This is a genomic window from Marinobacter zhejiangensis, assembly GCF_900114775.1.
GTDB classification, from domain to species: Bacteria; Pseudomonadota; Gammaproteobacteria; order Pseudomonadales; family Oleiphilaceae; genus Marinobacter; species Marinobacter zhejiangensis.
In genome coordinates this window covers 653,768-679,025 of sequence record NZ_FOUE01000002.1, presented here as the reverse complement: position 1 = coordinate 679,025, position 25,258 = coordinate 653,768, and the positions used below count along the sequence as shown (strand labels likewise).

21 protein-coding genes and 2 tRNA genes are annotated in these 25,258 nt (G+C 57.2%); 9 read left to right on the top strand and 14 right to left on the bottom strand.

The genetic code is table 11. The features are described 5' to 3' along the window. Positions 1-4: 4 nt before the first annotated feature. Together BMZ67_RS08445 and BMZ67_RS08440 are read right to left on the bottom strand one after the other, a co-directional pair. Positions 5-2,491, bottom strand: a complete 2,487-nt coding sequence (locus tag BMZ67_RS08445; RefSeq protein WP_092021585.1) for an ABC transporter permease — start codon at positions 2,489-2,491, stop codon at positions 5-7. Next, the gene (locus BMZ67_RS08440; protein ID WP_425434231.1) at positions 2,491-3,222 is read right to left on the bottom strand and encodes an ABC transporter ATP-binding protein; all 732 of its coding nucleotides are present in this window, start codon (positions 3,220-3,222) and stop codon (positions 2,491-2,493) included. The genes BMZ67_RS08445 and BMZ67_RS08440 overlap by 1 nt, the downstream gene beginning before the upstream one ends. A gap of 59 nt (positions 3,223-3,281) precedes the next feature. Here BMZ67_RS08440 and BMZ67_RS08435 point away from each other — a divergent pair, with 59 nt between their 5' ends. Next, positions 3,282-3,905, top strand: coding sequence for an arylesterase (locus BMZ67_RS08435; RefSeq protein WP_425434237.1), 624 nt, complete (start codon positions 3,282-3,284; stop codon positions 3,903-3,905). 19 nt (positions 3,906-3,924) lie between these two features. Here BMZ67_RS08435 and BMZ67_RS08430 read toward each other — a convergent pair whose 3' ends face one another. Beyond that, positions 3,925-4,929, bottom strand: coding sequence for a YheT family hydrolase (locus tag BMZ67_RS08430; protein WP_092021581.1), 1,005 nt, complete (start codon positions 4,927-4,929; stop codon positions 3,925-3,927). Between the two features lie 139 nt (positions 4,930-5,068). Here BMZ67_RS08430 and BMZ67_RS08425 point away from each other — a divergent pair. After that, positions 5,069-5,144: transfer RNA gene (locus BMZ67_RS08425), tRNA-Asn, on the top strand. A 53-nt stretch (positions 5,145-5,197) separates the two neighbouring features. On the opposite strand, the gene BMZ67_RS08420 is transcribed toward BMZ67_RS08425, so the two are convergent. Next, positions 5,198-6,493 carry a M18 family aminopeptidase gene (locus BMZ67_RS08420; protein WP_092021579.1) on the bottom strand — a complete coding sequence of 432 codons (1,296 nt, stop codon included), beginning with the start codon at positions 6,491-6,493 and terminating at the stop codon, positions 5,198-5,200. Between the two features lie 117 nt (positions 6,494-6,610). On the opposite strand from BMZ67_RS08420, the gene BMZ67_RS08415 reads away from it, so the two are divergent. Both BMZ67_RS08415 and BMZ67_RS08410 read left to right on the top strand, forming a co-directional pair. After that, on the top strand, positions 6,611-7,093 hold the full coding sequence (locus tag BMZ67_RS08415) for a hypothetical protein (RefSeq protein ID WP_092021577.1): 483 nt from the start codon (positions 6,611-6,613) through the stop codon (positions 7,091-7,093). A gap of 119 nt (positions 7,094-7,212) precedes the next feature. Continuing rightward, the gene (locus BMZ67_RS08410; RefSeq protein WP_092021575.1) at positions 7,213-7,836 is read left to right on the top strand and encodes an outer membrane beta-barrel protein; all 624 of its coding nucleotides are present in this window, start codon (positions 7,213-7,215) and stop codon (positions 7,834-7,836) included. 30 nt (positions 7,837-7,866) lie between these two features. Here the strand turns inward: BMZ67_RS08410 and rlmKL are convergent, their stop codons facing one another. Beyond that, complete coding sequence (rlmKL, locus tag BMZ67_RS08405) at positions 7,867-10,029, bottom strand: bifunctional 23S rRNA (guanine(2069)-N(7))-methyltransferase RlmK/23S rRNA (guanine(2445)-N(2))-methyltransferase RlmL (RefSeq protein WP_425434236.1); 2,163 nt, start codon at positions 10,027-10,029, stop codon at positions 7,867-7,869. Between the two features lie 410 nt (positions 10,030-10,439). On the opposite strand from rlmKL, the gene rmf reads away from it, so the two are divergent. After that, a complete protein-coding gene (gene rmf, locus BMZ67_RS08400; protein ID WP_092021571.1) occupies positions 10,440-10,649 on the top strand; it encodes a ribosome modulation factor in 210 nt (69 codons plus the stop codon). Between the two features lie 233 nt (positions 10,650-10,882). Here the strand turns inward: rmf and BMZ67_RS08395 are convergent, their stop codons facing one another. After that, positions 10,883-11,917, bottom strand: coding sequence for a quinone-dependent dihydroorotate dehydrogenase (locus BMZ67_RS08395; RefSeq protein ID WP_092021569.1), 1,035 nt, complete (start codon positions 11,915-11,917; stop codon positions 10,883-10,885). Positions 11,918-12,297: 380 nt separating this feature from the next. Here BMZ67_RS08395 and BMZ67_RS08390 point away from each other — a divergent pair, with 380 nt between their 5' ends. Next, complete coding sequence (locus BMZ67_RS08390; RefSeq protein WP_092021567.1) at positions 12,298-13,461, top strand: cation diffusion facilitator family transporter; 1,164 nt, start codon at positions 12,298-12,300, stop codon at positions 13,459-13,461. 6 nt (positions 13,462-13,467) lie between these two features. Here the strand turns inward: BMZ67_RS08390 and BMZ67_RS08385 are convergent, their stop codons facing one another. Next, the gene (locus tag BMZ67_RS08385; protein ID WP_092021565.1) at positions 13,468-14,949 is read right to left on the bottom strand and encodes a RimK family protein; all 1,482 of its coding nucleotides are present in this window, start codon (positions 14,947-14,949) and stop codon (positions 13,468-13,470) included. Between the two features lie 242 nt (positions 14,950-15,191). Here BMZ67_RS08385 and rimI point away from each other — a divergent pair, with 242 nt between their 5' ends. Further along, complete coding sequence (gene rimI / locus BMZ67_RS08380; RefSeq protein WP_092021563.1) at positions 15,192-16,310, top strand: ribosomal protein S18-alanine N-acetyltransferase; 1,119 nt, start codon at positions 15,192-15,194, stop codon at positions 16,308-16,310. 6 nt (positions 16,311-16,316) lie between these two features. On the opposite strand, the gene uvrB is transcribed toward rimI, so the two are convergent. Further along, positions 16,317-18,380, bottom strand: a complete 2,064-nt coding sequence (uvrB, locus tag BMZ67_RS08375) for an excinuclease ABC subunit UvrB (protein ID WP_092021561.1) — start codon at positions 18,378-18,380, stop codon at positions 16,317-16,319. 161 nt (positions 18,381-18,541) lie between these two features. Here uvrB and BMZ67_RS08370 point away from each other — a divergent pair, with 161 nt between their 5' ends. Together BMZ67_RS08370 and BMZ67_RS08365 are read left to right on the top strand one after the other, a co-directional pair. Then, positions 18,542-19,726, top strand: a complete 1,185-nt coding sequence (locus BMZ67_RS08370) for a pyridoxal phosphate-dependent aminotransferase (protein ID WP_092021559.1) — start codon at positions 18,542-18,544, stop codon at positions 19,724-19,726. 69 nt (positions 19,727-19,795) lie between these two features. Continuing rightward, positions 19,796-19,871 (top strand) — tRNA-Asn (locus tag BMZ67_RS08365). 165 nt (positions 19,872-20,036) lie between these two features. On the opposite strand, the gene pyrF is transcribed toward BMZ67_RS08365, so the two are convergent. The 6 genes from pyrF to cmk all read right to left on the bottom strand — a co-directional run bounded on the left by pyrF (position 20,037) and on the right by cmk (position 25,257). Next, positions 20,037-20,741 carry an orotidine-5'-phosphate decarboxylase gene (gene pyrF / locus BMZ67_RS08360; protein ID WP_092021557.1) on the bottom strand — a complete coding sequence of 235 codons (705 nt, stop codon included), beginning with the start codon at positions 20,739-20,741 and terminating at the stop codon, positions 20,037-20,039. Positions 20,742-20,781: 40 nt separating this feature from the next. Further along, the gene (gene lapB, locus BMZ67_RS08355; protein WP_092021555.1) at positions 20,782-21,951 is read right to left on the bottom strand and encodes a lipopolysaccharide assembly protein LapB; all 1,170 of its coding nucleotides are present in this window, start codon (positions 21,949-21,951) and stop codon (positions 20,782-20,784) included. Then, complete coding sequence (locus BMZ67_RS08350) at positions 21,951-22,253, bottom strand: LapA family protein (RefSeq protein WP_092021553.1); 303 nt, start codon at positions 22,251-22,253, stop codon at positions 21,951-21,953. Before BMZ67_RS08350 ends, lapB begins: the two co-directional genes overlap by 1 nt. Positions 22,254-22,325: 72 nt before the next feature. Continuing rightward, complete coding sequence (locus BMZ67_RS08345; protein ID WP_092022125.1) at positions 22,326-22,622, bottom strand: integration host factor subunit beta; 297 nt, start codon at positions 22,620-22,622, stop codon at positions 22,326-22,328. A gap of 134 nt (positions 22,623-22,756) precedes the next feature. Further along, on the bottom strand, positions 22,757-24,445 hold the full coding sequence (rpsA, locus tag BMZ67_RS08340) for a 30S ribosomal protein S1 (RefSeq protein ID WP_092021551.1): 1,689 nt from the start codon (positions 24,443-24,445) through the stop codon (positions 22,757-22,759). Positions 24,446-24,576: 131 nt separating this feature from the next. Beyond that, positions 24,577-25,257 (bottom strand): (d)CMP kinase, encoded by a 681-nt coding sequence (gene cmk / locus BMZ67_RS08335; RefSeq protein ID WP_092021549.1) that lies wholly within the window; start codon positions 25,255-25,257, stop codon positions 24,577-24,579. Position 25,258: the final 1 nt, after the last annotated feature.

Below are 25,258 nucleotides of genomic sequence, written 5' to 3'. Positions count from 1 at the left end.
CGCCTCACTCCAGGCGACGCAGCAACAGCATCGGAGACACCGATAAAACCGGCCCCAGCTGCCAGCGACCAAAAAGAGCCAACAATACCGCACTCGCCAATGGCACCGGCAGAACCACGTTCCAATGCCATCGGAAACCACCGTCGAACAGTTTTTGCTGCAAAGCCCACACCGCGAACTCTGCTGCCACAACCCCCAGTATGCCGGCGATAAAACCCAGAACCGCAAACTCCAGCATGGTACTGCGCACCAACAAACGCTGCTCGCCACCCAGAGTTCGAAGAAGCGCCCCTTCCCGCTGACGGTCCCGCAGCGTTGCACTGACCACCGCTGCCATCACCACCAGGGCCGCCGCCAGTATCAGCGCGAGGATCGCTTCAATCGCCTGGGTGACCTGACTGACAATGTCACGGATACGCTCGATGATATGGTCCACTTCAAGAACCGAGACGGTCGGGAATTGCTCGGCAAAGTCATTGAGCTGGTTCTTGCCGCTGGCCGGCAGGTAAAAGCTGGTAATCCAGGTGGCAGGCATCGCCTCCAGGTCACTGCCCGGGGGGAACGCCATGTAGAAATTGGGTTTCATGCTGTCCCATTGCACCGTACGTATGCTGGTGACAGGCTCCGTCAGGGTATCGGCGCCAATGGTGAAACCCAGGCGATCCCCCAGTTTGAGGCCAAGTTTCTCTGCCAGCTCGGACTCAACCGACACCCCCCTCGTGTCTCCAGGCCCGAACCACTGACCGGCAACAAGCCGGTTGTCTTCCGGCATCGCTGGCATCCAGGTCAGGTTCAGTTCCCGATTCAGGGCATTGATCCGCTCATCCTTGCTGACGGCCTCTTTTACCGGCTGGCCATTGAGCTCTGTCAGTCGCCCCCGAACCATCGGGTACAGGTCTTCAAGAGGGTAACCCCGCTCCTGCCAGAATCCGCTGACCGCCTCCACATCCCCTGGTGCAATGTTGATCAGAAAATGATTGGGCGCATCGGCAGGCAACTGCCCCTGCCACTCATCCAGCAATGAACTTCGCACCAGTACCAGGGTGACCGCCAGCATGATGGTCATTGCAAATACTGAGATCTGAGACAAGGTACTGTGTCGGTGCCGATACAGGGCCACCAAGGCCAGCCGCCATGCACTGGCACCGCCGGCCACACGGCGCAAACCCAGCACCAGCAACCAGGCAACCAGTGAAAGGACCGCCAGCAACACCACGGCACCTCCCAGCAGCCCCAGCACCATCATCGGCTCTCCGGCGTAGAACCAGACCAGGCCAAACACCGCCAACCCGGCAATCACGATATCGCCGCTTGCCTTCCAGCTCGATTCGCCGGGGTCACTTCGCAGAACCCTCATCGCCGCCACACCCCGCAGTCGGCGGATCGGCGGATACGCAAAGCCGAACAGCGCAACCAGAACCGTCAGCAAGGCTGGCACCAGCGCATGGGCGTCAAAGACCAGGTCCACCGGTCGTTCCAAAATTGCCGCCAGCGCCAGGGCCAGTGCCCAGACCAGAGGCAAGGCGATCACCAGGCCCGCCAGACACCCAGCTACCCCCCAAAGCAGGAGCTTCTTCAAGTACATTGCAGCGATACGATGGCCAGTCACACCCAGGGTTTTCAGCAAGGCCACCGTGTCTCGCTGCCCCAGCGCGTATTCCCGGCTTGCCACTGCGACGGCAACCGCCGCCAGCAAAACCGCCAAACTGCCGCCAAGGTTTAGGAACCGTTCCGCCCGTTCCAGCGAGCGTGAAAGCGCCTGGCCATCCTTGACGCTTTTCCAGTCATGGGCCGGCTCCAGGCGGGGCTCAAGCCAGCGATAGTAATCCTCAAGCTGCTCCTCCTGCCCGGCAAACAGCGCGACAAATTCAACCCGGCTCCCCTCCCTGACCACGCCAGTGGCCGGTACATCATCCGCATGCATCATGATCCGGGGAGCCAGTGCGGCCATGCTGAAGCCGCCATCAGGCTCGCGAATCAGCAGGTTGGTGACGGTGAGGGTCAGGTTGCCCACCTCGACCGTATCCCCCAGATCCAATGACAGCAGACGCAACAAACGGGGGTTGAGCCAGACCTCCCCGCGTGCGGGGCCATGACCGACTGTGACACGCTCGCCAGCAAGGCCTGGCTGGATTTCCACGTCACCTCTCAACGGGTAGCCATCATCCACCGCTTTCACCGAGACCAGCTGAAAGCGATCGTTGCCAAAGACCATGGTGGAGAATTCAACCATCCGGGCGGTATCGAGCTGGCGGGATTCCGCAGCCTGCCACCACTCAGCGGGAATCGGCCGTCCATGCTCAGCTTCAAGCTGGCGGTCGGCAGCGAGGAAGGTGCTGGCAGAGGCCACCAGGGTTCGCTGCAACAGGCTGGCAAACAACCCGATGGTCGCGACCGTCGCAACCGCCACCACCAGGGCCAGGATCACCACCCGTACGTCCCGCTCCCTCATATCCCGCGAGACAGAGCCCATCTTGCCGGTCACGGTCATCAGCTTTCAGCCCCCATCTCAGTCACCACCCCCGCCTCAATAGCGAGGCGACGCTGGCAACGGCTGGCCAGGTGCTCATCGTGGGTTACCATCACCAGGGTGGTACCCTGCTCCCGGTTGAGGGCCATCAACAGGTCCGACACGGTTTCTCCGGTACGGTTGTCAAGATTGCCAGTAGGCTCATCGGCAAACAGTACCGACGGGTTAGAGGCAAAAGCCCGGGCAATCGCGACCCTTTGCTGCTCTCCGCCGGACAGCTGTCTTGGTGTGTGCCGCAACCGCTGTCCGAGCCCTACCCGCTCAAGCAGCTCACGGGCTTTGTCTCCGGCACCTTTCTGGCCGGCCAGCTCCAGTGGCAGCATGACGTTCTCCAGTGCCGTCAACGCCGGCAATAACTGGAATGACTGAAAAATAAACCCAACCCGCTGGGCCCGCAGCTGTGCTCTCTGGTCTTCACCAAGTTCGCTGATGGCCTGACCATCAAGCTCTATACAACCCTGCGATGGGGTATCCAACCCCGCCAGCAACCCCAGCAAGGTGGTTTTTCCAGACCCCGACCGGCCCACGATGGCTACGGATTCACCCCGGTCGATCCGGAAGGTGACGTCTTTCAGGATCGTAATCGACTCGCCGTCCAGGCCGACCCGGTGGGTCAGGCCACTAACGGACAAAATACCGGAGGTCTCTGACGTCTGGGGTGCCTCAACACCATGGGGCTGGTAATCTGTCACACATACTCCTCACACCGGACACAGCGCCGGAATGGTTAAAAGATTCAGTTATGAAACCAATGACTTGCCAATTGCGAATGATCGTCCTTGTTTTCGTGACCCTGGTGTCTGGCCTGAGCCAGGCCAGCCAGAGCACAGTACTGGTACTCGGCGACAGCCTGAGTGCCGCTTACGGCGTACAGACCGAGCAGGCCTGGGTCGCCTTGCTCAAGCAACGGCTGAATCACCAGGGGCTTGGGCAGTGGCAAGTGGTGAACGCCAGTATCAGCGGCGAAACCACCGACGGCGGGCTGCGGCGGCTACCGGCCCTGTTATCGCAGCACACACCGGATATTGTGGTCATTGAGCTTGGCGGCAATGATGGCTTGCGGGGTTTCCCTCCCCAGGTCATAGAAGAAAACCTGGATCAGCTGATCAGCCTGTCTGTCGCCGCTGGCGCCCAGCCACTGTTGATTGGCATTCAAATTCCGCCAAATTACGGACCGCGCTATACCACTCAATTCGCTAACATTTACCCAAATCTGGCTGACCGTCACAACATCGCTTTAGTTCCCTTCTTTCTGCAGGGCATTTATGACCAGGAAGGCATGATGCAGGGTGATGGCATTCACCCGACCACCGCAGCCCAGGGCCAGCTACTGGACAATGTCTGGCCGCAACTGGAAGTGCTTCTGGCTCAGTAAAAGGCCCTCGGGGCCGCGGTCATCGCAGGCTATCGAGAAACGCCACCGCACGACGCTCCGACCAGTAGTAGCCGTCACGGGCATGCTCCACAAAACCGACATGCCCGCCCCAACGTGGCGCTTCCAGGGTTACGCATTGACCCAGGACCTCCGGGTTATCCGGAAAGCACTGCTCGGACAGGAACGGGTCGTCCTTGGCATTGACCATCAGGGAGGGCACGCAGATATCCTTGAGCCTACCCAGGCAGGAGCTTTGTGCCCAATAGTCTTCGGCGTCCCTGAATCCATGGAGGGGTGCTGTGTAGCGGTCATCAAACTCTTGAAACGAACGGATCTCAGCGAAGCCCTGCACGTCAATCACACCAGGAAACAGTCTGGACTTCACTTCCATCTTGCGGTGCAAGTCACTGAGAAAACGCTGCATGTAGATCTTCCGTGAAGGCTTGGCCAGTACACGGGCACTGCCTGCCAGATCGCAGGGCACGGAAAAGGTCACCGCCCCACGGATACGGGCATCGACTTCTGAGCCCTGCTGCCCAAGATAGAGCATGGTCAGGTTTCCCCCCATGCTAAACCCCGAGAGAACCACATCCCGGTAGCGCCGCTTGAGAACGTGGTTAACCACGTGGGCCAGATCCTCCGTGGCCCCACTGTGGTAGAAACGTGGCTGACGATTCATGACGCCACCGCAGGAACGGAAATTCCAGGCCAGGACGTCCCACCCAGCGGTGAGCAGGGCACGCGTCAGACCAAGAATGTAAGGCCGTCGGCTGTGCCCTTCGAGGCCGTGGGACAGAATGGCCACCCGGTCATGACCACGCTCATACCAGTCCAGGTGAAGCTCATCACTGTCAGGGGTCGGGAGAATTTCACGGCCAGGTTCCGGAAATTGGATACGACGAAACAACGTCGGCCACACCGACTGCAGGTGACCACTGCGAAGCCAACCCGGTGGCCGGTAGTGTTGAACATCCCGCAGCGCTCCGGCAGGAAGTGGATGGGGGTCGGATGCGTACTGACTCATACTCTCACCTGCGTTATTCAATCCGCACACCAGATTTGTGCATTTTTTATGCCTTAACATCAAAATTTAGACGCTTATAAATTCAAAGGGTTGACCTACGGAATTAAAGCTCTTATGATGCGCGCCTCATTGATGCTGTTCCCCGATAGCTCAGTTGGTAGAGCAACGGACTGTTAATCCGTTTGTCCCTGGTTCGAGCCCAGGTCGGGGAGCCACTTATTCCTAAAAGCCGCTGTTTCAACAGCGGCTTTTTTTATGCCCGCAGGCCTCAGTTAACCGAGGCCTGACGCATAAATTCCTTCATCACCTGATACAGAATAAAACTGTCCCGGGTTCCCGCCAACTCCCGAATTGAGTGCATCCCCCACTGAGGCACGCCGATGTCCAACGTGGTCACGCCCAGCATCCCGGCGGTAATCGGGCCGATGGTGCTACCGCACCCCATATCGCTACGGACCACAAAGGTCTGGTGCGACAAGCCGAGCTCATCACTGAGATGGCGATATAGCGCTGCCGAACGGCTGTTCGTGGCATATCGCTGGTTGTGATTGACCTTGATCACCGGTCCCTTGTTGATGATCGGACCATGATTTTCATCATGGCGATCCATATAGTTGGGATGAATCCCGTGGGCATTGTCTGCCGAAATCATCATCGAACGGGTAATGACACGGGCACGATCTTCCATGCCACACCAGCGGTCCAGAACTGAGCTAAGGAAGGGCCCCTGGGCACCTTCCGCACTCAGGCTGCCAACTTCTTCGTGGTCGTTGCAGACAAACAGCGCCGGCTCATCGCCCTCGCTGTCGATCAGGGACCTCAGTCCAACGTAGCAGCTCAGCAGATTGTCGAGCCGCGCCGACGCCAGAAACTCTTCGTTGAGGCCGACAAACGCCGGGGGCTGGGCGTCGTAGAAGCTCAACTCATACCCCAGAACCTTGGTGACGCCCGCATCGGGGTGCTCTTTATGGATTTGCTGAAGCACCAGATCATTAAAGGTCGTGTCGTCGCCCTCAGGCACCTGCATCAGCACCGGCGGCAAATCCGTCTGAGGGTTCACCGTACGGCTGTTGTTGGCCTCCCGGTCGAGGTGAATGGCCAGGCTGGGGATAAAGCCAATCGCCCGGCGGAAGTCCACCAGCAGGTCCTGCACCTCACCATTGCCATCAACCGCCGTCACTCGACCGGCCAATGACAGGTCCCGGTCAAACCAGGGGTTCAGCAGGACCCCGCCATACATCTCCACACCAACCTGGAAATACCCTTTTCGGCGAAGCTCCGGGTTGGGTTTCACTTTCAGGCATGGGCTATCGGAATGCGCCCCCACCATACGAATACCACTATCGACAGGGGTCTTCATCCCCGTCCTGAACGCCACCAGCGAAGACCCATTGCGGACCACATAATAGCCACGGCCGGACTCCAGCTGCCAAGGCTCACGCTCATCGAGCGCCTGAAAGCCAGCATCGTCCAGCATTCGCGTCATTTCTGAGACGGCGTGCCAAGGGGTCGGCGACTTGAGAAGGAAAAAAAGCAGGTTGCGGTTAAAATCAACGTGTTCCATGGAGGCCCTAATCAGACTAAAAAACCGTTAAACAGTATGGCATGATGCCACGTTTCCCAATAATGACTAAACAGCAGGCTCACTGACGCCGCTGTTTTTGTTTGGCAGGAGCGCCCCGTGCCCATTCCTCATTTTCTCGACATTGAATACTGTCAGACCGACGACGTCCTGTTCCCGACAGCTATCGCCTGGTCACTGGCAGATGGCCGCATGAAGACCGTTGTGATCGCGCCGGACGATGAATGGCTGCCTGACGATGGCCACCTGCCCGACATTGACCTCCAGTACCTGCATGAGCAAGGCGTGCCACTGATTGAACTGGCCCGCGCCCTGCACGAGGACCTGCCCGATCAGACCGTCTACACCGACGGCCTCGACCCGGACGAAATCCTGGTAGACCGAATCTTCAGTGCCGTTGACATGGAAGCGCCGTTCGAGCTGGCAACCATTGACGAACTGATCTCCGGTCTCGACTCCGATACCCTTGAAGACCGCCGCCGCGAGCTGCTGTTCAGCAATGGACTGGACCCTCAATTGCCGGAAAACGGCGTCTATGCCCTGCTCATGCTAGCCCAGGAGGAAGGCCTAACAGACCTGTAGGCCATTTCCACCCAGCCTGGCCCCACCCTGGCCGATTTGTGACCTGGATCGACGTAACAATCCGTTACAGTAGGCAAAATCGGCCTGAAATTGTGGATCTACCAGGAACCAACACAATAATGAATAAGCTGTTGCGAGTATGCTGCTCTGCCCCGCTGGCCCTTCTGGCAGCCCTCCCTCTTGCCAGCCAGGCACAAGAATCCACCTCTCGGGAAGACCTGTACTATGTGGGCGTACTGGCAACGGCGCTTAACCACCGCTCCGTAGGCGAGGACACCGTTGAGGCAACCTGGAGCAATGCCGGCACCCTGGTATTTGGCGGTCACATTACCGATCTGTTCCATGCCGAGGTACGCGTTGGCGCAGGGATCAGCGAGGGCACCGTCGACGGCCTGCTTAACCTCAACATAGACCATTTTGAAAGCTGGTATATGGGTCTGCATTACCCGCTAACCGACTATGCCAACATCTATGGCCAGGCTGGCTTTTCCAACATTCACGGCCGCGCCAGGCTCACCCAGGAAGGTCAGGCCATTGCCGATGACCCGGATCGGGCGACACCCTACGAGGAGCTGGTTGGCGAATACCCGGAGAGCGCCTTCAGTATCAGCTGGATCGTAGGCCTGGACATGGAGCTGTTCAACAACGCCTACGTGGTTCTGGAGGGTGGCCGCCTGTTCAAGGATACCGGCACCAATGCCAACACCTTTCAGTTCTCAAGCGGCCTGCGTTACGAGTTTTAACCCCTCACGATTGCCCGGCCGGGCCTGCAATCAGGCCCGGTGACGAATGTGCCAGCAGCGGTGGATTTTCTCGTTGCGCTGAAAGTCCCGGTCAATGGTTGAGCGGCTGACTTCCCGTACCTCGAACGCTTCCTCCAGCTCTGCATCCAGCCTGAACCGCCGGAAGTTGTTGGAAAAAATAAGCAACCCATCAGCGACCAGCCGCGCCATGGCCTGTCGAATGAGCGTGGCGTGGTCTCGCTGGATATCCAGCACATTGGCCATCCGGGCTGAGTTCGAGAACGTCGGGGGATCCATGAAAATCAGATCGAAGCGCTGGTCAGCGGTCGGAGTCGCTGCCAGCCATTTCAGACAGTCCGCCTGCTCCACCCGGTGTTTATCCAGCGACTGACCATTCAGCGTCAGGTTGTCCCTTGCCCAGTTCACATAGGTTTTAGACATATCCAGACTGAGCGAACGGGATGCGCCACCAACGGCGGCATGCACCGTCGCTGCCCCGGTATAGCAGAACAGGTTCAGGAAGCGTTGTCCCGCCGCATGCTGCTGAATCCAGTGCCGAACCGGACGGTGGTCCAGAAACAACCCGGTGTCCAGATAGTCCTTCAGGTTCACCCGCAACGCACAGCCATGCTCATGCACGGTGAAGAATTCGCCTGAGACCGCCTGCTTCTCATACTGGCTAGCACCGCTTTGGCGCGTCCGCTGCTTACAAACCAGATCGGCCGGATCGACCTGCAGCACCTCAGGAATCACCGCCATGGCTTCCGCCAGGCGTTCGCGGGCAGCGCGGACATCAATGGATTTCGGGGGAGCGTACTCCTGTACATGCACCCGGCCGTCATAAATGTCGATGGCCAAGGCAAACTCGGGCATATCCGCATCGTACAGCCGGTAACATTCAATGTTCTGCTTTTTTGCCCACTGGCCAATGGTCTTGAGGTTCTTTTTCAAACGATTGGCCAGCATTTCCGCGCGTTGCTCATTGGCAATGCGAGGCAACACTTCCCCGGCTTTATCCGGATCTCTCGGTGTCATGGCATTGGCGGCGTCCACTTCAAACAGCAGCAGCTGGGCCGGCAACTTGCCGTTAAACAGGCGGTACTGTTTATAGCTCCGCAGACCGATGGACTTGCAGTACTCCGGCGCACCGGTGAACACCGCCAGCCGCCAGCCATCCAGATATGTCCGGACCGCATCGCCCAGGGCGCTATAGAGCCCAGCCAACTCTCGGCGCTCACTGAGGCGCTCGCCATAGGGTGGGTTGGTCAACACCAGGCCACGCGTTGCCCACTCACCATCGAGACTGAACTCTTGAATAGTCCGGCACTCGACATGGACCACGCCATCCAGGCCCGCCCGCTGAATGTTGCGCCAGGCCGTGGCAATAACCCTGCTGTCCTGATCAAACCCCGCCACCTTCAAGGTTGCGTTCTGTCGGCCCTCATGGGCCCGACGCTCGGCCTCCTGCCGCAGCGACAGCCAGAGTTCCGCCTGGTGCCCCGGCCATCGTTCAAAGCCAAAGCGCTGCCGCTGCCGCCCCGGGGCGATGTCCAGAGCCATCAACGCGGCCTCAATCACGAGTGTGCCGGAGCCGCACATGGGATCAATAAAATGTCCGCTGGCACCGGCAATTTCCGGCCAGCCAGAACGCAGCAGCAGCGCGGCTGCCAAGTTCTCCTTCAATGGCGCAACGCCTTTTTCAGTCCGGTAGCCCCGCTTGTGCAGGCTTTCCCCGCTCAGGTCGATTCCCAGTGCCAACTTGCCACGGTGCAACCGCGCAGACACCACAACGTCCGGTGACTTTGAGTCCACAGAAGGACGCTCTCCAGTGGCGTTCCTGAGCTGGTCAACCACCGCATCCTTAACACGCTGGGCGCCGAACTGGGTATTACGGATGACTTCGTTTTGGCCCGAGAACGTTACCTTGAAGCTACCCTTGGCCGGCACATGCCCGGTCCAGTCGAGCTGGTGCACGCCATCGTACAGAGCATCCGCGCTGGTGGCCTCGACATCTGCGAGATGAAGGATGACCCGGTTGGCCAGTCGGGACCAAAGGCAGGCACGGTAACCAGCCTCCAGACTGCCTTCAACCCAGGCCCCTGCCGGCCCCTGGCGCACAAGCTCAAGGCCAAAGCTCTGCAACTCATCCACCAGCAGGTACTCGATACCCTTCGGACAAGTGACATAAAACATAAGGTCGGACAAGGGAAAACTCCTGTTAAATAAAGGCGTTAACTTCAAGGTTGGAAAACACACTCATAAGATGGGAATGCCGTGAAAGTGTGGCTGACAGAAGGCTTTACTGCAACGACCACCGCCTTCCGGGCGCAATGGTACCCGAGTGAGCGTTATTTCACACAAATATAAAGAACGCGCCACATAGATGAAATAATTAGTGTACAGCGACCACGGATTCATCTTACCTTGTAACTGACGCGTCATTTTAGTGAAGCCTCAAGTGCTTCAATTTTCAGGGTCCTGACTGTTCTGGTAGAGGCAAGGAGGGGCGAGCACGCTCTCAACATACTCGTTGCAGTCCCGTTAAAGCCCACCAGAACAGGTGTGCACACGCTGGTTCTTTAAATCCATAGGTGAGGAACGGCATGAAGAGACAGAAAAGAGATATGTATGCTCGTGCGTACAAGCGGGGTTACTTGGCCGGCGTGTCCGGAAAGTCAAAAGATAGCTGTCCATTGGATCAACAGGAAGTTCGCCAGGAATGGCTCAATGGGTGGCGCGAAGGCCGAACAGATCATTGGGAGGGCATGACCGGCGTATCAGGCATACACAAGTTGGCAAATGTCACAGCCTGATCTCCGTTAACCAGGGCCCCTGGTTACTTATTCTGAATCTTTAACGGCAACCGAGAGGAAGCGTTAAAATACAATTGACGTGAAAGCAAGCTAAAACCCAGACGGGTCCCTCCGACCCGTACCAAACCAAGAAGAAAACGCCACGGGGTTTGTTCCCCGCACGGGCCCGCTTAGCGGGCCCACCTTTTTTTAACCTCACCCATTTTGCAAAACAGCACCATCTCCCCCCACCCTCACTTTGGCTGTGATAGTGAGTAGTGGCGAATGGCCTCCACCGCTTCTGAAATCAAGGCCGGACCACGGTAGATGAATCCGGTATAGACCTGTACCAGCTTCGCTCCTGCGCGAATTTTTTCCACAGCCGATGTGCCGTCAGCAATGCCCCCAACCCCGATGATGGGCAGCGACTCACCCAGCTCCGCATACAAACCTTCGATTACCCGCAAAGACGGCCCCCGCACCGGCGCACCACTCAACCCACCTGCCTCGTTGGCCAACGGATGTCCGGCGACCGCATCCCGGGAGATGGTGGTATTGGTGGCAATCACCCCGTCCATGCCCGCCTGCTTCAGCGCCTCGGCAATGAATCGAATACCGTCATCATCCATATCCGGCGCAATCTTTACCGCAATGGGCACGTACTTACCCTGCCGCTCATGCTGAATACGCTGCTCCTCTTTGATAGAAGCCAGCAGATTTTTCAGGGCATCGCCAAACTGCAGGTTTCGCAGTCCCGGCGTATTGGGCGACGACACATTGACCGTAATGTAGTTGGCGTGACTGTACACGGCGGCAATCCCCTTACGGTAATCACTGTCCGCATCTTCCTCTGGCGTCGCCTTATTCTTGCCAACGTTGATCCCAAGGACTCCCTGGAACGTCGAGCGCTCCACCTGCCTCAAAAGGTGGTCCAGACCTTCGTTGTTGAACCCCATGCGATTGATAATGGCCTGATGCTCCGGCAACCGGAACAGCCGAGGCATAGGGTTACCAGGCTGCGCCAGTGGCGTGACCGTCCCCACCTCGACAAAACCAAACCCCAGCGCACCGAGCGCGTCGACATGATCAGCATTCTTGTCCAGTCCGGCCGCCAAACCCACCGGATTAGGAAACTTAAGCCCCATAACCTCCACGGGCAATGGCTCAACACCTTTTACAAATGCCTTTAGCAGCCCCAGCTTGTGCGCCAGATCAAGGCCGGACAGCGCCAGGTTATGGGATTGCTCAGGTGGCAGTCGAAACAGCAGGTTACGGGCCAAACCGTACATGGTAATCTTCCTCGCAGAACTGGGGTTCGGGCGCAGTATACAGAAAGTTTTCCACAGCCGCGCCTGCACCAGCTGAATGACACTGAAATGACCAAATCATTAAGGTCTTGTGATGTTTTCCACGGTTTCTGTGGATAACCCTGTTGAAAATCCGTCGAGATAATTGGCTATCCCTTGTGGAATGCGCCAGTCTACAAATTGATCATTTTTTGACCAGTTGTAACTTGCTGATATTGGGAAAAATAAGGTGCATTTACTGCACTGAATCAGCAGAATGTAATCAATTGTTACATTATTAATGTCAAGCCTTGATGTGAATAAAATTGACGCCTGCATCATTTCTTACATTGGTCTCGAACATCCCGGAGATTGCCTCAAACATGTCTGATACGGCACCCCAGAACAAAGATATCGACCCTCACGCCCAGGCCGCTCAAATTGCCACCCGGGTTACCGTCATTGGCATGATTCTCGATATTGCCCTGGGCATCCTCAAGTGCGTGGGTGGCCTGCTCTTCTTTTCCCAAGCGCTGTTTGTCGACGGTATCCACTCACTGTCGGACGCATTCTCGGACCTGATCGTACTCGCCGTCATGAAGGCTTCAAGGCGGGCCCCCGACCAGGAACACCCATATGGCCACCAGCGCATCGAAACGTTCGGCACGATGCTGCTGGGCTCCACCCTGATCGCGGTGGGCGCCGCTCTGGCCTGGGACAACCTGGAGCGCCTGTTTGGCTCATCCGACGCCCCCCTGCCGGAGTGGCCGATATTGGTCGCCGCCCTGCTCTCCATCGTAGGGAAAGAGTGGATCTTTCGGTACACCCGACGTGCCGGGGAAAGAATACGCTCTGAGCTGATCATCGCCAACGCCTGGCACAGCCGGACCGATGCGTTTTCATCGGTGATCGTACTGGTCTCGACCATCGGCGCCATGCTGGGGTTCGTGTGGCTTGACGCCTTGGCTGCCGTGGTCATCGCCGTCATTGTCGGACACGTGGGCTGGAACTTTACCTGGAGCAGCGTCAAGGAGCTGGTGGATACCGGCATACCTGCCGAGGAGATTGAGCGGCTTAAAGCCATCGCCCGTGAAACCGATGGCGTGCACAATGTCCATGAGCTCCGTACCCGGAAGATGGGCCCAGACATCCTCCTTGATGTTCACCTGGTGGTCAGCCCCAACATCAGTGTGTCCGAGGGACACCAGATTGGCATGCACGTGGTTGATCGGATGCGGGAGACTCTGGACGACATCGCGTATATCAACTTCCACATTGACCCCGAAAATGACGACGAACTCGAGCCAACAAGCCTGAGCCTGCCAAAGCGCCAGGAGCTCAACACCCTGCTCGAAGAGAAACTAGGCATTCCCCTACCCCACGGCAAGCTCAGGCTCCATTATTTGCGCAACAAGATTCACCTCGAACTGTTTCTGGACGAGCCGTTCCTGTCGGGACACCATGACCAGCTCAAGGAGCTGAAAGGCTTCCTGGAACCCCAGCCGTGGTTTGGAAGCCTCCGGATCTGGCACGGGGAGCCTGTCTGAGGCGCCTTAACGGCGCCGCTTCTCCTCCATCCGGGCCAAGAACTCCTGCATCACCAAGGTATAGAGCTCACCGCCAAGAAACTTGTCTTCGACCCCGGCATCAATGCTGGGGTTGTCATTCACTTCGATCACCGCAATCCGCTGACCAGACTGTTTGATATCCACACCGTAAAGACCATTACCAATCAGCCGCGTCGCATTAAGGGCGGCCTGTATGACTTTTCGGGGCACTTCGTAAGTCGGCATGGTTTCAAAGCCACCGCTGCTTACCTCTGAACCCCCGCCATGCTGGTAGATCTGCCAGTGCCCCTTGACCATGTAGTACTTACAGGCATAAATGGCCCGCCCACCCAGCACACCGATACGCCAGTCGTAGTCTGTGTAGAGATACTCCTGAGCCAGAACCAGGGCAGACTGGCGAAACAACTTCGTCAGCGCTTCCCTGAGTTCCGCCTTATTTTCCGCACGGCTAATGCCGCGGGAAAACGCCCCATCGGGAATCTTCACCACCACCGGGAAACCGATGGTGCTGACCACCTGCTCAATGCTGTCTTTCTGGTCCCGCGACAGGATCAGCGTTGTGGGTGTGGGAACCCTGTTGTTACTGAGCAGGTCTGCCAGGAACACCTTATTGGTACAACGCAGTATCGAGGCCGGGTCATCAATGACCACCAACCCCTCCGCTTCGGCCTTGCGGGCAAATCGATAGGTGTGGTGGTCAATGGCCGTGGTTTCCCGGATGAAGAGCCCATCGTATTCAGGCAGGCGTGCGTAATCACGCTTTGTCACCTGCTCAACATTAATACCCAGTTTGCTTCCGGCCTTGATGAAACGCGCGAGCGCAACCTTATTGCTCGGCGGCAGCGCTTCATCAGGGTTCACCAGCATGGCCAAATCAAAACGATAGCGGCGGCGTCCCTTGGGCTTACGCCAGACAATGCTACTGAAGCGATCCAGCGCTTCGGCAAACGCATCCTGTTCCGATTCGCTGAGTTCAACAGGCGACACCGGCTTCATCGATTCAATCTGCCAGCTGCGGCGATGCTTGAACTGCACTTCCAGGATTGGGCATGGGAACCGCTCAAACAGACTCCGGGCAACCCGTTTAAGCTCTGGCGCCTCCGCCTGCCCGAAGTAGGTCCTCAGGATCAGCTTGCCCCCACTGCCCCGCTGCTCCGCCGCCTGATCCAGCCAGGTCAACGCTTCGGAGTCCAACTCACTGAGCTCCAGGGAAAACAGGCCCTTACGACTGAGATCATTGAGGGTGGCGACAGAAGGCATAACATGATGCCCCCGGGCTTCTGCCAGCAATGAGCAATAGTAACCACGGCTGAGGTAGCGGGCACTTTGGCACAGGTTGATCACTCGCGTGCGGGTATGATCCCGTTGCGTGCCGTTCAGATATTGCTCAAACGTCTGGACATCATCACTTGGAAAAAACGGTGCCCAGTCGGTGGGCTGATCGACAACAATCAGTAGCTTTGACACGGTGGCAGCCCCTCCCTGAGGTCTGTGCCGGAGGCCTCGCGAACGCTCGGCCGAAGCCGCAACAATACGCCTTGGACCGTGCAGCGACAATAGTCTGACGATGGGTGTTTTTACGCATCCGATTATGCTGTCGAAGAGGCGCTTACTGGTTGATAATCAACAGTCAAGGCGCCCAGAAATGGCCGTACTCTCCACTGTTCCGGCCATGCCTCCCGCTAGCCAACCCATTAAGAGTTCCGCCTATGGCTGATGTTCTCATTCGCCCCGCCACCCTGGCCGACCTGGATCGCCTGACGACGCTGGAAAACCAGCTGTTCGCCATCGACCGCATCTCCCGGAGAAGCTTTCGGCGGTTTATCAGCATGCCCCGGGACTGCCTGTTGGTCGCTGAGCAGCAAGGGGCGTTGTTGGGCTATTGCCTGGTGTTCATGCATGCCGCGACACGCTTGGCCAGAATCTACTCCATTGGCGTTGATCCAAAAGCTCGCGGTCAGGGCATTGGTGAGTTACTGCTCAAAGAAGCAGAAGCGGTTGCCAGGAAGGCGGGCCGGATTGTGATGCGGCTGGAAGTCCGAAAGGACAATACGGCAGCCATCCGTCTCTATCAGCGCCTGGGTTACCGCCAATTCGGCACCTATAACGACTACTACGAGGACCACAGCGACGCGCTGCGTTTCGAGCGCCGCATCCTGTTCTACGAAAAATCCGGGGATTACCCGAGCGTGCCGTACTACCCCCAAACCACCGAATTTACCTGTGGACCGGCAGCGCTGATGATGGCAATGGTTGCGCTGAGCCCGGACAGTGAGCTCAGCCCTTTGGAAGAGCTTCGGATCTGGCGTGAAGCGACCACCATCTTTATGCTGGCCGGTCATGGCGGATGCGGTCCCCATGGCCTGGCGTTGGCTGCCTGGCATCGCGGCTTTGAAGTGAGTGCGTTTATCAGCCACAGCGGTCCCCTGTTCCAACAGACCGTGCGTGATGAGAACAAAAAACGCGTCCTGGAACTGGTCCATGAGGGGTTCATACATGACATTGAACAGTCCGGGGTACACCTGAGCCACGACAGCCTGACGCTACAGCAGATGCAACAGGCACTGTCTGCCGGCAAGATTCCAGTCATCCTGATCAGCACCTGGCAATTGAACCAGAGTCGGGTGCCCCATTGGGTAACGGTCACCGCAATGGATGACCGCTTTGTATACCTCAATGACCCGGAAGTGGATGTTGCCGAGGGGGAAACCGTCTCCGACAAACAGTACGTGCCGGTTGACCGGCAGATCTTCGAACGCATGCAACGCTATGGCAGCAACACGCCCCTGAAAGCGGCCGTGATTGTCGGCCCGAGACGCACCGGCTGAAGGCCGTCAGGCGGTGCGGATCGCCGCCTCTTTCAGCTCGGCAATTTCATCACGCAAGCGTGCGGCGGTTTCAAAGTCCAGCTCCGAGGCCGCTTTGTACATTTTGTCTTCCAGCTCCGAGATATCCTTGAGCAGCTGCTCCGGCGAATGGCCGTGTGCTTTGGCACGGTAGTGCTCCGCTTCTTCCGCGGCTCGCTCACCGGGACGCTCCGGCTTGCGGCGACCCCGCCCTGCAGACCCGGTCGCCCCTTCCATAATGTCGGCAATCTTCTTGTTGAGCCCTTTCGGCGTAATACCGTGCTCCTCGTTATGAGCCTGCTGCTTCGCCCGACGCCGCTGGGTTTCGTCGATTGACCGTTGCATTGAGCCGGTTATCCGATCGCCATACAGAATCGCCTTGCCATTCACGTTCCGAGCAGCCCGGCCAATGGTCTGGATTAACGAGCGCTCTGAACGCAGGAACCCTTCCTTGTCGGCATCGAGGATGGCAACCAGGGAGACTTCCGGCATATCCAGGCCTTCTCGCAAGAGGTTAATGCCCACCAGCACATCAAATTCACCGCGACGCAGGTCACGGATAATCTCGACCCGCTCAACAGTATCGATGTCGGAGTGCAGGTAACGAACCCGGATATCATGGTCAAGCAGGAAGTCGGTCAAATCCTCTGCCATTCGCTTGGTGAGCGTGGTCACCAGCACACGCTCGTCCACCGCCACCCGCGCATGAATCTCGGACAGCAGGTCGTCCACCTGGGTGGATGCCGGCCGCACTTCGATTTCCGGATCCAGCAACCCCGTCGGCCGGACCACCTGTTCCACAACCTGCCCGGTATGCTGCGCTTCGTAATCGCCGGGGGTGGCAGAGACAAACACCATCTGCGGCGCAATTCGCTCCCATTCGTCAAAGCGCATCGGCCGGTTATCAAGCGCCGAAGGCAACCGGAAGCCATACTCCACCAGGGTTTCCTTACGGGACCGGTCGCCCTTATACATTGCGCCTATCTGCGGAATCGTGACGTGAGACTCATCCACCACCAGTAAGGCGTTGGGGGGAAGGTAATCAAACAGCGTGGGCGGAGCTTCACCCGGGCGGCGACCCGACAGGTAACGGGAGTAGTTCTCGATGCCGTTGCAATAGCCCAGCTCGAGCATCATCTCCACATCATAGCGGGTTCGTTCTTCCAGCCGCTGGGCTTCCACCAGGCGATTGTTATCCCTCAACTGAGCCAGCCGCTCACCGAGCTCCAGCTTGATCTGGTCAACCGCATCGAGCACTGTCTGGCGCGGTGTCACATAGTGGGACTTGGGATAGATGGTAACCCTGGGCACCCGCCGCAGAACTTCGCCGGTCAGCGGGTCGAAGTAACTGAGGTTTTCGACCTCATCGTCGAACAACTCAATGCGAATGGCTTCACGCTCAGATTCCGCTGGGAAGACGTCAATGACATCCCCCCTCACCCGATAGTTGGCGCGATGGAATTCAACGTCGTTGCGGGTGTACTGGAGCTCGGCCAGCCGCCGAAGTATAAAGCGCTGATCGACCTGGTCGCCGCGGTCGATATGCAGCATCATCTTGAGGTAGGACTGAGGATCACCAAGACCGTAGATGGCGGACACCGTGGCAACAATGATGGCGTCCGGCCGTTCCAGCAACGCCTTGGTTGCCGACAACCGCATTTGTTCGATGTGCTCGTTGATCGAGGCATCCTTCTCGATAAACGTATCAGACGAAGGCACGTAGGCCTCAGGCTGGTAGTAATCGTAGTAGGAAACAAAATATTCCACAGCGTTGTCCGGAAAGAACTCGCGGAACTCACCATAGAGCTGGGCAGCCAGGGTTTTGTTGTGCGCCATGATGATGGTCGGTCGCTGAACACGCTCGATCACGTTGGCAATGGTAAACGTCTTGCCCGAGCCCGTTACACCCAGGAGTGTTTGATGCGCAAGGCCCGAATCAATTCCATCCACTAGACCAGCAATGGCCTTGGGCTGGTCTCCCGAAGGCTCAAAATCGGAACTGACCCTGAAGGTGTTCCCCCGATCGGGACTGTCGTTCTGGTCTTTTGCCATGGTAGCGCTCTATCCTCCGGTTTTCCTGCATTTGTTCGGCCAGTTCATCTTATCCTCGGCCAGGCTTCATGGTACCATCTGCGGGTTTAGCGTCGGCCCGCCAATTCCTCTGGCAACCTCCGACGTCGCTATCTCAGACGCAGCTTTCAAGGAGCGCAAGTTTGGACCTTCAACTATCCAGCCGAGTACAGGCCATCAAGCCATCTCCCACTCTCGCAGTCACCAACAAGGCGGCCGAGCTTCGCGCCGCTGGCCACGACATTATTGGCCTGGGTGCCGGGGAGCCTGACTTCGATACACCGGATCATATCAAGAACGCTGCTATTGAGGCGATCAAGACCGGTCAGACCAAGTACACTGCAGTTGATGGTACCCCGGCTCTGAAGAAAGCCATCATCAACAAGTTCAAACGCGACAACGGGCTTGACTACGAAGCCAACCAGATTCTGGTATCCAGTGGCGGCAAGCAGAGCTTTTTCAACCTCGCCCTGGCTATCCTGAACCCAGGTGATGAAGCCATCATCCCGGCGCCTTACTGGGTGTCCTACCCCGATATGGTCCTGGTTGCAGAAGGCAAGCCTGTGGTCATCGAAACCTCAGCCGCCACCCGTTTCAAGATTACCGCCGAACAGCTTGAAGCGGCCATCACCGAGCGCACTCGCCTGTTCGTCATCAACAGCCCCTCCAACCCGAGTGGCATGGCGTACACCCTTGACGAACTAAAAGCTCTTGGCGAAGTGCTCAAGAAGCACCCGCACGTCATGGTGGCCACCGATGACATGTATGAACCCATCCTCTGGACCGGGCAACCGTTCTGCAACATCCTGAACGCCACTCCAGAGCTGTATGACCGCACCTTCGTGCTGAACGGTGTGTCCAAGGCCTATTCCATGACCGGCTGGCGTATCGGATACGCGGCAGGTCCGGCCAAAGTCATTGGCGCCATGAAGAAAATCCAGTCCCAGAGCACGTCCAACCCGGCGTCGATCTCCCAGGCCGCGGCCCAGGCCGCGCTGGACGGCTCCCAGGACTGCGTTGGCGAAATGGTCAAGGCCTTCAAGGAGCGTCACGACTACCTGGTAGAAGCACTCAACACCCTGCCTGGCGTTGAATGCCTGAAGGGCGATGGCACTTTCTATGTCTTCCCGAGCTTCCACCAAGCTATCGAGGCCGCTGACGGCGTCAGCAATGATGTAGAACTGGCGGAAAAGCTGCTTCAAGAAGCTGGCGTAGCCCTGGTCCCTGGCTCGGCTTTTGGCGCTCCCGGCCATATGCGCCTCAGCTTTGCCACCAGCATGGACATCCTTAAAGAAGCCGTTTCCCGCCTGCAGAACGCTTTGAAATAAATCTGCAAATCAGGGGTTGACGAGGCGCGTAAGTGACCTTAATATACGCGCCTCGTCACACGACGACGTTCCCCGATAGCTCAGTTGGTAGAGCAACGGACTGTTAATCCGTTTGTCCCTGGTTCGAGCCCAGGTCGGGGAGCCACTATTTTGAAAAGCCGCTAACTCACTGAGACAGCGGCTTTTTTTTGCCTGAAAATCAGGCAAAGACGGCCCCGGCAAATCGCTAAAAAAAAGCGCCCGGCGCGCCAACAAAAAGCACGACCGAGCGCCACAGGCTTTAGAAGCCCGACAGGGTCTGACAATTCAATTAACGGGAAACAATTTCCCGGTGAATCGCTTCCAGAGCCGCCAGAGGGTCATCAGCCTGCGTGATTGGCCGACCAATCACCAGATAATCACTACCCGCCGCCAGCGCATCCACAGGGGTCATCACGCGCTGCTGATCTCCTTTAGCGGCCGTCAGCGGTCGAATCCCAGGTGTGACCAGGGTAAAGCGATCACCCCGTTCCTGCTTCAGGACCGGCGCCTCCTGAGCAGAACAGACGACGCCATCCAGACCGCACTCAGCCGTCAGCGCCGCAAGCCTGGAGACCTGCTCAGCCGGGGATACCGTCACCCCAATACCCCGCAAGTCGTCCGCCCCCATGCTGGTCAACACGGTCACGGCAATCAGCAAAGGGCGATCAGCACCAAAGGACTCAAGCCTCTCACGACAAGCTTCCATCATGCGGGCGCCGCCGGAAGCATGCACATTCACCATCCACACTCCAAGATCCGCCGCCGCAGCCACTGCGGCCGACGTCGTATTGGGAATATCGTGAAACTTGAGATCCAGAAACACCTCAAAACCACGGGACTGCAACGCTTTCACCAGCGCAGGCCCGGAACGGGTAAACAGCTCTTTGCCCACCTTGAGGCGGCACAACTCCGGATTCAGGGAGTCTACTAACGCCAGCGCCGGCTCCTCAGATGGAAAATCCAGCGCAACGATAATCTTTGGGTCTTTCTGCATATCCGTTCTCACCTATCCGGTCTACATTCATACTCACCTGTCACTCTGCCTCAACCCCCTGGATCGGGCGGACAGATTCCCAGGTCTTACAACTCGGGCACAGCCAATGCAGCTGCTGCCCGGAAAAGCCGCAACTGACGCAACGATAAACCGGCCGATTCGCCAGAATGAGATGCCCAATCCGACTTACAAGCCGCCCCTCATCCGTTGTCATCCCCTTCTCATAACCGGCCATTTCCACCAACCGCAGCAAGCCACGAACACTCGGCCGCAACTCCAGCTCATGCCTCAACAATTCAATCGCAGCCGGGCGACCAGCGGCATGCTCAACCGACTCAACCACCGCCAGCAGGAGACTCGTACTCGGCCAGGTGTCGTACAGCTTCCTGAGCCGCTTGCCCACCCGACGCACATCACCGTGCTCCCGCTCCAACTTCATCAAGCGGTCTACCGCCTCGGGGCCAAAGGCCGTGTTCTGATCAAACACCTTGATACAGTGCTGAGCAGCCTCTTTATAACTGCCCTGACGTACCAGCAACTTCACCTGGATAAACGTCGCACGAACGCAGGAGCGGTCATAATCAAGAGCCTCCTTGATCAACTTATTGGCCGACCAACGATCATCTCTCGTTACCGCCAAGTCCGCTAACTCACAGGTAATGTAGGCCAGCACCTTATCGAGCTCCGGGTCCGCTTTGTTGGCCCGCAGCGTCCTGCCAACCTGACCCGCCTTCCCCCACTCACGCTCCTGCTGATAAAGCTCTATGAGTTGAAGCGCTGCTTTACGACCATAGTCCCGATCTCCCATCAGCTGATGCAACAACGCCTCTGAACGATCAAGCAAGCCTGCAGCGGTGTAGTCGAGAGAGAGCTCAAAGGTGACTTGCGGCTGATAGCGGGCCGGCAATTCCGGCCGGGCCAGGAGATTCTGATGGATAACGATCGCGCGATCAGTCTCACCCTTATTACGAAAGTGAGACCCTATGGAGAGGTGCAAAGCAACAGTTTCGGGGTTAACCGCCAAGGACTGCACAAAGTTTTCAACGGCTTGGTCGGAGTAGTTGGTAAACAGGAATTGCAGCCGATCCCGAACGGAGGCTTCATCATCGACAGAACGGCCACCACGACGTGATGACCGCCCGAACCGCCCCATGAACCACCCAGCAGCAACCGCAGCCGTCAACAGCAGCCACTGAAAAATGATATCCATTAAAGCGTCCGGTTACCGTGACTCTTGGAGTCCTCCAGTGCCCGCTCGGCCCGAGTCAGGCGTTTTTGCAACTGTCGACGAGATACAGAGGTTCGAACTGTCGAAAGCACGGTGATAAGGATGCCAGAAAGAGCCCCCAGAACAAAAGCCATAATAATCCAGACAGCGATACCGTGCGGCTGAGTTTCAAAAACAAGAAAATTTAGGGGAACAGCCACCTGGTTGTTGAGCGAAAATACTAACGCCACCAGGACAAGAACCAGCACCAACAGGATGATCAGGACCTTCTGCAATCCGGCCATTAACGCAAGCTCCCTCTGATCTCTATGCCTTCAATACCGGCAACTCTAAAACACAGCATCAAGGAAAGCCGGTCAGAAGCCCTGCTTCATGCTGTCGTTGACCTGCTCCCTGAGCTCCTTGCCCGGCTTGAAATGCGGAACAAACTTGGCAGGCAATTGCACCGCGTCTCCCGTCTTGGGGTTCCGACCGGTACGCGCAGCCCGATGGTGCAGGGAAAAACTGCCAAAGCCACGTATCTCTATACGCTGACCATCGGCCAGTGACTGAGACATATGCTCGATAATGGTTTTTACAGCCAGCTCTACATCTTTCACGGAAAGCTGGGTTTGCTTGGAAGCAATCAACTCTACCAGTTCAGACTTCGTCATGAGGCTCATCCCTTTTCATTCTTTTCGCGGGGACGCTGCAGGAGACAGCACATGCCTCTAGTTTAGCCAAACCAGAAAAAAACACAAAAAAAACGGGCTGTTACAGCCCGTTTTTTTCATACTAAAAAGGAGTATTAGTCCTTGTTAGCGTTTTGCTGCTGCATCTGCTCTTTGATGAGATCACCGATGGTGGTCGCACCAGAAGTTTCAGAGGCCTTGCGAACGTTATCAAGCGCCTGCTTGTCTTCGTCAACGTCTTTGGACTTGACAGACAGGTTGATGATGCGGTTCTTGCGATCGATGCTGATGATCTTCGCTTCAACTTCATCGCCTTCGTTCAGGGCGTTGCGAGCATCTTCAACACGGTCACGGCTGATTTCAGAAGCTTTCAGCACGGCTTCAACTTCGTCGTTCAGGGCAATGGTTGCAGCCTTGGCGTCAACAGCGGAAACAGTTCCCTTAACGATGGAACCTTTGTCGTTCAGCTGAACGAACTCGGCGAACGGATCGCTTTCCAGCTGTTTGATACCCAGGGAGATGCGCTCGCGCTCAGGATCAACAGACAGGATAACGGTTTCAACTTCGTCACCCTTCTTGTATTCGCGAACCGCTTCCTCACCAGTCTCGTTCCAGCTGATGTCGGACAGGTGAACCAGACCATCAATGCCACCGTCCAGACCGATGAAGATACCGAAGTCAGTGATAGACTTGATCTTACCGGAGATACGGTCGCCCTTGTTGAAGTTGCCGGAGAACTCTTCCCACGGGTTCGCAACACACTGCTTGATACCCAGGGAGATACGACGACGCTCTTCGTCAATATCCAGGATCATGACGTCAACTTCGTCACCAACCTGAACAACCTTGGACGGATGGATGTTCTTGTTGGTCCAATCCATTTCGGATACGTGAACCAGACCTTCAACACCTTCTTCCAGCTCAGCAAAGCAGCCGTAGTCGGTCAGGTTGGTAACACGAGCCTTGACCTTGGCGTTTTCAGGGTAACGGCCCTTGATATCAACCCAAGGATCTTCACCCAGCTGCTTCAGACCCAGAGATACGCGGTTACGCTCGCGATCAAACTTCAGGACCTTAACGGAGATTTCGTCACCAACGTTAACAATCTCGCTCGGATGCTTGATGCGCTTCCAGGCCATGTCAGTGATGTGCAGCAGGCCGTCAACACCGCCCAGATCTACGAACGCACCGTAGTCGGTCAGGTTCTTGACGATACCCTTGATTTCCAGACCTTCGGTCAGGGTTTCCAGCAGGGCATCGCGCTCAGCACTGTTTTCAGCTTCCAGAACGGCACGACGGGAAACAACCACGTTGTTACGTTTCTGGTCCAGCTTGATGACCTTGAATTCCAGCTCTTTGTTCTCCAGGTGCGCAGTATCGCGAACCGGACGAACGTCAACCAGAGAGCCAGGCAGGAAGGCACGAATGCCAGCCAGGTCGACAGTGAAGCCGCCCTTAACCTTGCCGTTGATCACACCCTTAACGACTTCTTCAGCTTCGAAGGACTTCTCAAGTACCTTCCAGGCTTCAGCGCGCTTAGCTTTTTCGCGGGACAGACGGGTTTCACCGAAGCCGTCTTCAACAGCGTCGAGAGCTACGTCGACAACGTCACCAATCTGGATATCCAGCTCGCCTTTTTCGTTCAGGAACTGGGAGGCAGGGATAACACCCTCTGACTTCAGACCAGCGTTAACAGTAACCCAGTCGTTGTCGATATCAACCACGGTTCCCTGGACGATGGAACCTGGTTGCATGTCAATTTCTTTCAGGCTTTCTTCAAAAAGATCCGCAAAGCTCTCGGTCATTATGTGTCCTATGATCAACGCAAGTTAACTCCGTGCTACCAGCAACACGGTCTGTTAGTAATTTACCGTACATGGCCTGGGGCTGGCCGATTTAACGCCACCTACGGCATTCCAACGACAAAAAGGTGCGGCTAGGCCTGACCTGATGCGGCCATTACCTTCTCCAACACCTCTTCAATGCTCAATCCTGTGGAATCAATGACTTGCGCATCATCCGCAGGTTTGAGCGGGGCCGCAGACCGGTTCATATCTCGGTCATCACGTGCCCGTATCTCGTCTAAAAGGGCATCAATCTTAACATCGTGCCCCGCTTCCTTCAACTGGCGATAACGCCTCTCGGCTCGTTCCTCAGCGCTCGCCGTCAGGAATATCTTGGTCGGCGCGTCCGGAAAAATCACCGTTCCCATGTCGCGCCCGTCAGCCACCAGGCCCGGGGCCTGACGAAAATCCCGCTGGCGCTGCAGCAACGCTTCCCTCACCGCAGGAACCACTGCGACCTTGGAGGCATTATCACCAGCCGCTTCGGTGCGAATTTCCCGGGTAACATCCTCGCCAGAAAGAACAACCCGCACAGGCTCTCCCGCAGGGGTCGGCTCGAAACGAACATCCAACGATGCCGCCACCTGAACCAGCCCTGCGTGATCGTCGAATGACACTCCCTGTCTCACCGCCGCCAAGGCAGTCAGCCGATACAGGGCGCCGCTATCGAGCAAGTGCCACCCCAACCGCCGGGCCAGCATCTGGGTGACCGTGCCCTTGCCAGACCCGCTGGGGCCGTCGATCGTGATAACCGGAACAGGGTTCGCTGCCATA